This is a genomic window from Thermoanaerobacterales bacterium (genome assembly GCA_030019475.1).
GTDB lineage: Bacteria > Bacillota > Desulfotomaculia > Desulfotomaculales > JASEER01 > JASEER01.
In genome coordinates, this window is sequence record JASEER010000058.1 from 1 (window position 1) to 8904 (window position 8904).

Genomic DNA, 8904 nt, shown 5'->3' on the forward strand with positions numbered 1-8904 from the left:
TAATGGAGCAATACCTTTGGGACAGTATACAGCAACAGTCTCAGGAATAGGAAATAATAACGTTGTGACAGCAACAATTAGTATCCCTGACGAAGGATACAATGGTTTAGGTTTTCGTCAGCATCCCGTCGAACCTAACTGGGACGACGATGAGTGGTACGAAATTACGGTAACGCGCATCAAGTATCGGCGTTACACAGTGGATGGGTTTGAACCAATAGTCACGTTCGACAGATTTGTTTTTCTGTCAGTTGCTCAAAGCACCCCCGTTAAGAACATACGGTACATTATCGTTCGTAGTCCTGGGGGTAATACATTTGGGGCCGGGGGCAAAGATGTGAATGTTGACCCGGAAAAATACTACTATTACTCCTTATACTATGGTTTCATGATGGATGTGCCTTGGGGACAGCCCGTCGCAGCAACAAGGAGTGTAAAGATTCCTAGTGATGCTACAGATGCGAAAGCTTCGGCAGACGCCGCCGCGTCCCGCACCATTTACAACGGCCAGTCTGCCGCTTACTGGGCTTACCAAGCGAGCCTTGCCGCGCAGAATCCGGCTCCGACGATCACCAGGGTGCAGGGCTTGAACAACGCCACCTGCACCACAGGTACGACCTTCTCCGTAGTCGTTCAGGCCGCCGGCGCGACGGAGTGTCGGGCGAAGGTTGATAACGGGGCCTGGACAGGGTGGGTACCTATCGGCTCACCCGTAATGGTGACGGGTATAACTTTAACAGGCGCCCACACTATCTACGTTGAAGCACGTGGTAGTACAGGGGCAACGGCTACCGGCCAAATGATGATGTTTAAGCTTTAAGTCTGTCCGGCCTGTCCGGCTATCCGCCCGGGCCTCATAGAGGAGTCCGGGCTTTTTCTTTTATGGGAGGTGATGCTTTGCTCCTTCACAATTCCCCCAGAACGGGCCGAAACCCGCCAAGGGGTAGTCCAGTATCCAACCGATTAATTAAAACGCTCCTGGCGGCCGCCAGCGCGTTTCTGGTCGCCCTTGCTTTAGTGGTGCCTTCGGCCCACGCCGCGTCCTGGGAGTACCGAATCACGGAGACCGACACACCGACCACCATCGACCAGGCTGCCACGACGGCCGTGGTGGACACACAGGCCCACGAGATCCGGCTTCCCAAGGGTGCCCCGAAGGCGGCCGCGTTCTGGGGTAATGAAGCCCTAGACTACATCGTCATGGCTCCGGATGGCGTGAAGCACTTCAGTTGGGACGGCACGCAGATGGTGGAGAACACTGTTGTGAGCGTGCCCGGGATCACCAACCCCCTGGCCGCGTTTACCTCTTCGCCGTACCCGGATGTCATTGTGGCGGACGGGGACCGGAACCAGGTCACACACTACAGCTTTACCGGCTCGGAGATGGTGGAGAACCTAGCTCTTTCCGTCGCCGGCTTGACCGGGGTGGTGGCCGTAGGTTCCCGGGACGTGGACCTGGCCGCCCTCGCCGACGGGAAGCTGGAGTATTACGGCTGGGACGGCTCCACCATGGTCCAGATCCCGGCGTTGTCCGTGCAGTCCGGTCTGACGAACCCCATTGACTTTGCCCTATTTCCGGGCTCTTATGACTTCATCGTGCTTGACGGCAACCAGGCCCGGTACTACAGCGCAGGAACGGAGAACCCGGCCTTGGCGATCACCGGCCTAGTTGGGGCGAAGGCCATTGCCGCGGCGGACGGCGGCAATGTCGCCATCGTTCAAGACAACCAGGTGAAGCACTACAGCTTGGCCGGGGAGAGCTTTACCTACAATGCTGCCCTGTCGGTCACGTCCGGTTTGACCAGCCCGACCTGCGTCGCCCTTCGCCCGGGCACCTATGACCGCCTGATCGTGGACGGGGATGAGGTCCGGTACTACATGTGGGACGGTGCTGAGCTGGTCTACAACCCGGCCCTGTCCGTCACCGTGGCCGGCCTCCAAGACATGGGCAACTACTACCCGTCCGCGGTTGCCCAAAGCCAGCTATTTGATCCCGGCCCCGCGGACGTGTCCTGGGTACGGGTACGCGCATACTGCTCCACGCCTCCGAGAACCTCCGTCACCTGGGCCGTCACAGCGGACGGCGTGGACTGGATCACGCGCTGGCGCGTCGTCGGGCTGGACGGCGGCGGGACAAGCCTGGAGGTCTCACCGGGCACCGGGGCCACCTGGCAGGCGATCGGAGACGGATCAAAGGCGTGGCCGACGGCCAACACGTTTGAATTGTGGTGCCAGGTTCCGGCCGGCCAGGCCGTGGGGTGGCGGGCCACACTCGCGACCAACGACCCGAAGGCGACCCCCAAGGTGGTTGCTCCAGTGCCCGACACGGATATCGCCGTTCTGCTAGATGCCGGGAACCCGCCGGTAAAGCCCGTCATACCGGAGCAGGGGTCGTGTTACACCACGAGCACTCCAACATTTAGTTGGAGCTTCGTCGATCCGGACGCTGGCGATATGCAGGGCGGGTATGAGATTGAGATCGCAAAGCTCGACGCCACTCCGGTCTACCAATCCGGGGTTGTGCAGAGTACCGAAACGTCCTTCCGCGTGCCAACCTCGCAAGCCCCCGATCTGCCCGGCCCCCTGTGGGCCTCGGGGGATTACAGGTTCACCGTCCGGATGCGGCTCTACGACAGCATGGGCATCCCGTCAGAATGGTCGGACCCCGCGGAGTTTTGCGTAGTCGCATTTGAGCGCCCGCGAATCAGAGAGCTGGTCAGCGTCCCCCAGGGCAGCCCCCAGCCCGACCCGGCCGACCCGGCAACGCACCTGGTGATTACCGAGGGGATGACCGCCGATCAGCTTCCGGTAACCAAAGCCGGGGGCAAAGTCGGACTGCTGGTGGACAGCATCGGCCCGGTGGACGCGGCGACCGCGCGGTTTCCATCCCTGGCCACAGAAGCCACCGTGGGGACCCTGCCAACCGTGACGGAGACCAACGGCAGCAATAAGCGGTGGCTCATCGAGTTCTGGACGGCGGCCTCGCTCGACGACTGCCCATCCGGCACGGTTGTCCGGATGGAGCTGGACGGTTCGGGGGCGGAAGGCACCACGGCCTTGGATGCACCGCCATACGCCGCCGGCGTGGTGCGGACCCAGGGGAGTGTGTACGAAGACTGGTTCGTGGTGCTCGAGGGCCGGGACAGCCCATAACAACGGGAGGTGGTATTACGCTTACTCGGCAACAACCCAGAGATGATGTCCATCAGGAAGTCACTCACAGGCAGGAAGACACTCCTGGTGTCCCCGAGTTCCTTTTTGTCTGTACGTGTTGCGGCAACAGCTACAATGCCCCAACGAGGGCCGTTGAGGTGTGGCGAGTTTGCCCGCAGTGCAACAAATATGAACGAGCTATTCGTGTTCGATAGTACACGCGAAAGCAGCCGGGCTCAACAAGGCCCGGCCTTCTCTTTCTTTTGAACGCATTTGGACAGGAGGCGAACAGGTTGCACCAGGCGCCGGCCCCCAAGGAACCATACCGAACCCCGACCATGCCGACCATGAATACCCTCGTCGCAGCCCGAGCAGCGGTGACTCTTGCACGCCCGGGAGACGGCCTGCTCAGACACTCGCAGCGAGTGGCGGATCTCGTGGCCCGCGTGCTGGAAAGAGAACCTAGCCTGGCAGGAGACCTGGGTCGCGAGATTGTCGTTCTGGCGGCATTTGTGCACGACCTGGGGAAGGCGGAATGGCCGGCGGTCTATTTCGCAACGCCTCTGCACCAGTTGAGCCAACGTGCCAGGCAGGCCATCCATTCGCACCCCTTGGCCGGGGCCAACTTGGCCGCGTCCCTGGGCGTGACACCGGATGTCAGGGCGCTTATCGAACAGCACCACGAGCGCGCCGGCGGGGGAGGCTACCCGCGCGGCCTAGCCGACCCTCACCCGGCCGCCCTTCTCATCGGTGCCTGTGACGCCTACTGTGCGTGCCTGGAGCCGAGGCCGTACCGGCCTGAGCCGCTGCCTGAATTCGAGGTCTTGCGCGAGGCGGCAAAAGTAGGGATACCGGAGGTGGTGCGGGTGCTGGACGATCTCTCCCGCACTGGCTGACTATGGGACGTGGCCCGGCCCGGCCCGGCGTCGGGCTTCCAAACCAAGACTAACGATTGAAGGGAGCTGACATCTTGATTGCCATTGACCTTGGTTACTCACATGTGAAGGCCGTTTCTGAGGACGGCCGAGTTCTACTGCCATCTGTGGTTTCACCGCCAAGGGAGCTGCTGCTGGCCGACCTGGGCAAGAACATCGGCTACCAGGTGGATATCCGTCGCATCAACGGACAGAGCCAACAATACTTCGTCGGCGAACTGGCCATCCGTGAGGGACTGACGCCGAGCTTTTGCCTCGAACGTGAAAAACACCTGCACCCCCACCACGACGTGCTCGTTTTGACGGCTATCCGCCTAGTTGGCGGCGGAACAGGCGTGCCCGTCGTCGTCGGGTTGCCCCCTGGGTACTACAACGCACAGAAGGATGCCCTAACCCGTCACCTTATGGGCTTACATGCGGAGGTGGCGATCAACGGGGGTAACCCTCAGCGGGTGTCGATCGGCCGCGTTATTGTCTATCCCCAGGGGGCAGGCGCCCTGCTTACGGTCAAGGACATACCGGCTCACGGCTTGATCATCTTGGTTGACATCGGCTACAAGACCACCGATTTTATCGGCGCCGAAATGGTGGACGGGGCTTGGCGGGTGGTGTCGAGCCTGTGCGGGACGATCGAGATCGCGGTCCATGCCCTTCACGAGGCCGTGGCCCAAGAGATCCGGAAGGCGACAGGGGCGCAGCTCGACCCGACCCGCATGGCTACCCTCTTAGAGGCGGGAACGCTCTGGTTCCGCGGGCGGGAATACGACCTCACACCAATCATTTCCCGCGCCCGCGCCGGCGTGGCGCAGGCCATCGCGGATCGCGTCCTTACCACGTTGGGCGACCGCGGGGATTTCGTGCGCCGGACATACCTTGCGGGCGGCGGTGCCGCGGCGCTGCCGGAGCTGGCCGGGATGCTCCCCGGCGCCGAAGTGGTTCCCGAAGCACAGTGGGCCAATGCGCTGGGCTACCTGGAAGCGGGACGACAGCTCATCGGGCAGGCCGGTGCCCAGTAGCGGGTCAACCGTAGCCTTTAGGCAACTTGTATACAGCTTTCCGCCCAGTAATGACGCGGGTTCCCGGTGCGCCGAGGGGGTAATTTGTATACACCTTCTTACCGAGGCCTGAAAGATGTATACATTTGGCCCATCTTATTAGCTCGTAACCCTTATGCGGCAAGGCGTGGAGCCCGTATACAGATAAGGCGGAGGTAGGATAGGTCGTCCCGAGTCGACCGCAAGGCCGAGGGTGATTTGTATACAGCTTCCCGCTCAATAACGGTGCGGGGTTGAGGGTTGTCGCAGGGGCTATTGGTATACACCTTTTCACGAGGACGTGAAGGGTGTATACATTTTGTCCTGTTTTGTGGCCTGCAATCCTTGTGCGGCAAGGGTTTGTAGCTGTATACAGGAGGGCGTACTTGTATACGGGTTCCAGCCCAGTAATGACGGGGACTTGCGGTTCGCCGAAGGGCTATTTGTCATACACCTTTCACGGGGGCGTGCAAAGAGTGTATGACATTTTCGTTTTTGAGGAGGCCGTATCCCTTGCGGGGTGCGGCTTCCGGATGTCTGACAACATTGTAAGACATTTTTCCCGTTACACACCCCGCCATGCCTTGGGCTGGAAGGCCGGAAGCTGTATTACGAGGAGCTGAGACCGTGGGTTCCGGTTGTAGGACAAAAACAAGAGAAGGTACCGCCACTCGCATATTGACCATCCGTCTGCCGGCGGACCATCCCGTCTGGTCTGTTCCGGACAGGGAGCGCAGTCGAGTTGCGCGCGAGTGGCTGGATTACGGCCGTGACGTAGCGTCCGCCATGGACACCGTCATCCGCGAGATTCATTGCCTACGTGAAGCGATCGAGAGCAATGCGTTAAACTGTGTCTCACCTAAAGCCAAGAAAGCACGGGTCGACGTTAAGTCGTTCATGGGAATATGACACCAGTCTGTATCGAGGAGGTCAGGAGATGTGGGTGGGCGTAGACGTGTGCAACACCCTTGCCAACGTCAACCTTGAATTGCTCAGGCGTTTCAACATTCGGATGAACGAATACCCGGCGCCCATAGAACCGGAATGGTTTGCTTCAAGCGAGGGCTTGCGCGTTCTGTGGGCCGCCGAGCCATTTCCCGGGGCTGCGGCCGCCTTGGCGAGGCTGGTCCGGAACGGGTACCGCCTGGTCTATGTCTCGAGCCGGCCGAAGGAAGCGGAGTTCATCACCCTCCGCTGGCTCGAATTCCACGGCTTTCCCGAGGCACCCCTCTGTCTCTTGCCGCGGGGCCGGAAAGTCATACTCTCGGAGAAGGCACGGGTTGCGGCCTTTTTCGAGGACAATCCCCAGGAGATCCTGACACTGAAACGCGCGGGGGTAGACGTTATCGTCAAAGACTGGCCTTATAACAGAGCCGTGCAGGGATCCGCCAGGTTCAAGGCCTGGCGGGAGGTTGCGGGGCAGGCCGCCGGTATCTTGTGTATGGACTGATCGGCACTTTTTGGTTGGCAGGAGGTGGAGACAATGCACGACATCCTGGAACAGGGCCGCACGCGCAGTTTCTCGGTGACCGACCACGGTCTCATTGATGGCCTTCTAGATGTCGGCGGGAGTGACCTGCTGGGCTTCTACATTATGCTTAAACGTTTCGTATCTCGGAAGCCTGAGGACACCCCCGGGGTCACCATGTCTTTCAGCGTGCGGTATTACTGCAAGCGGTCAGGCGTCGGTCAGGAGAAGTTCTATAGGCTGATGACGCTCCTGTGGCAAGTTGGTCTTGTGGATGTGCGCAAGGAGACCCTGTCCGAAGGGGGTAAGAAGGGTTGGCAAAATAGATACGTTATTCACGACTATCCGCCGTACGAGGAGAATATCCACGTCATTCGCATCGGATCTTTTACTAATGCGCGTTCTCGAAGGTATTCTGATACAGGTATACCTGCCTCAGGTATACCTGAGGCGGAACGCAAGAATAAGATAACGAGAGAATATAGTGGTGGTGGTTATACGCGCGCGCGCAAAGATACATGTATCATGTCTCCAGGTGCTGCTCCTTCCGGCACGCGCGCCGCACCCGTTCCACCTCGTGACACGCCGGCGGACTCGCTCCGGCCGGCCGTGGCGAAGGCCCGGGCAATGGTAAAGCAGATAACCGGCGTGGATCTGCCCGAGGCGGTCTTGGAGAAGATGGCCGTCTATGACGATGAGCAGATCCACAACGCCGTAATGGTCTTGGATGCATACCTGGCCCGCAATGACGTGGATGATGTCGGCGGGTTTCTGCTTCAGGCTTTGGCTGAGCAGTGGCGACTGGAACCCGCCCCGCGGCGAAAGCGCGAGCCCAAGAAGGTTGCCAGGGCTTCTGGGAAAAGGGGTCGGAAGCACCAGGTATCTCTGAACTCCTTATACGTTTAGGCGAAGAGCCGAGGATTCGATAAGCCGGGATCCCCGGCTTTTTTGTTGAGGGGTGAGCGGCACATGAGTCACCACAAGTTCTTCGTCGGCGATGCACTGACCGTGCTCCGGCAGCTACCCGCCGCAAGCGTGGACGCCGTGGTCACCAGCCCGCCGTACTGGAATCTCAGGGATTACGGTGTCCGCGGCCAAATTGGCTTGGAGAAGGAACCCGAGGATTACGTCCGGCGTTTGCTCGAAGTGTTCACGGAAGTGCGCCGGGTGCTGAAGGTTACCGGATCGTGTTGGGTCAACCTGGGCGACACGTACTGGGGGGGCGGCCAGGGTCATGACCCGAGCGAGCGAAGCATCTACGCTGGCCGCGATCATCTTCCCGAACGCCCGGGACGGGCGGGCACTCGACGCCGCGACGGATGGAAACAACGCAAGCAGCTCCTGCTCATCCCGGCCCGGCTCGCGATCGCGATGCAGGAGGCCGGCTGGATCCTCCGGAACGACGTGATCTGGCATAAGCCCAACGGCATGCCCGTGTCCTGCAAAGACCGCTTGAGCAACCGCCACGAGCACCTGTTCCACTTCGTGCTCCGGGAGCGCTACTACTACGACTTGGACGCTATCCGCGTACCCTGGGAAGGATCGGATTTACGACGGCGCTGGGGCCGGCCGGGAGATTACTCTGACACGGCGAGGGGACGTATCCCGAAGTGTGGTACAGAAGAGTACCGGCAGTGGTATCACAAAGAGCGTGAGAAACGGAGCTGGCACGACCACGAGAACGATGCCCAGATGGGCTTCGGACATCAGGGGCGTGGCCTGGAAAGGAAACAACCCTTGCCGCACCCGGACGGCAAGAACCCCGGGGACGTGTGGTCTATCCCGGTCAAGCCGTTCCCAGGCCATCATTTCGCCACCATGCCACCCGGGCTGGTGGAGCGCTGTCTCCAGGCCACCACCAGTCCCGCGGTTTGCCCGTGTTGTGGGGCGCCTTGGGAAAGGGTCAGGGAACGCACGGGACATATCAACCGGCGTGAGGCTGCCCATGTTCCCGGCGGCGGGCCCACCAAGACGGACAGCACGGGGTGGGCGCCGCTGACGAGGGGGACGGACAGGTTTCGGCCTACTTGCAGGTGTCCTGACAACGATGGAGCAAAAGCCGCCGTCGTACTCGACCCCTTCGGCGGCGCCGGCACGACGACCATCGTGGCGATGGCCCTGGGCCGGGACAGCGTTTACATCGACCTCAACTCGGCTTACGCGCGCCTGGCCATTCATCGCGCCGGTTTAGGTGGCGGGATGCTTGATTGTCACACCTACGAACTGATTGATGCAGGAGGAGAAGCCGGCCGCGAGGTGACTAGCGGTTAAGTAGGCGCCCGCGTACCGTCTCCCAATGCTCCCGGCCCGCGGC

The 8904-nt window shown here is 60.8% G+C and carries 7 protein-coding genes; all 7 read left to right on the forward strand.

The window, feature by feature from the left end:
- Positions 1-820 (forward strand): hypothetical protein (locus QMC81_11120; protein MDI6908019.1); only part of this gene is annotated, 820 nt, incomplete at its 5' end.
- A gap of 77 nt (positions 821-897) precedes the next feature.
- Positions 898-3153: a hypothetical protein gene (locus tag QMC81_11125; protein MDI6908020.1), complete on the forward strand. Its 2256-nt coding sequence runs from the start codon at positions 898-900 to the stop codon at positions 3151-3153.
- Positions 3154-3446: 293 nt separating this feature from the next.
- A complete protein-coding gene (locus QMC81_11130) occupies positions 3447-4049 on the forward strand; it encodes an HD domain-containing protein (protein MDI6908021.1) in 603 nt (200 codons plus the stop codon).
- A gap of 74 nt (positions 4050-4123) precedes the next feature.
- Positions 4124-5104: a ParM/StbA family protein gene (locus QMC81_11135; GenBank protein ID MDI6908022.1), complete on the forward strand. Its 981-nt coding sequence runs from the start codon at positions 4124-4126 to the stop codon at positions 5102-5104.
- Between the two features lie 955 nt (positions 5105-6059).
- Positions 6060-6572 carry a hypothetical protein gene (locus tag QMC81_11140; GenBank protein MDI6908023.1) on the forward strand — a complete coding sequence of 171 codons (513 nt, stop codon included), beginning with the start codon at positions 6060-6062 and terminating at the stop codon, positions 6570-6572.
- 33 nt (positions 6573-6605) lie between these two features.
- A complete protein-coding gene (locus QMC81_11145; protein MDI6908024.1) occupies positions 6606-7496 on the forward strand; it encodes a hypothetical protein in 891 nt (296 codons plus the stop codon).
- Positions 7497-7559: 63 nt separating this feature from the next.
- On the forward strand, positions 7560-8861 hold the full coding sequence (locus QMC81_11150; protein ID MDI6908025.1) for a site-specific DNA-methyltransferase: 1302 nt from the start codon (positions 7560-7562) through the stop codon (positions 8859-8861).
- Positions 8862-8904: the final 43 nt, after the last annotated feature.

Coding starts and splice junctions, on each gene's coding strand:
- QMC81_11140 (MDI6908023.1), top strand. CDS start 6,060: ATGTGGGTGGGCGTAGACGTGTGCAACACCCTTGCCAACGTCAACCTT.
- QMC81_11145 (MDI6908024.1), top strand. CDS start 6,606: ATGCACGACATCCTGGAACAGGGCCGCACGCGCAGTTTCTCGGTGACC.
- QMC81_11150 (MDI6908025.1), top strand. CDS start 7,560: ATGAGTCACCACAAGTTCTTCGTCGGCGATGCACTGACCGTGCTCCGG.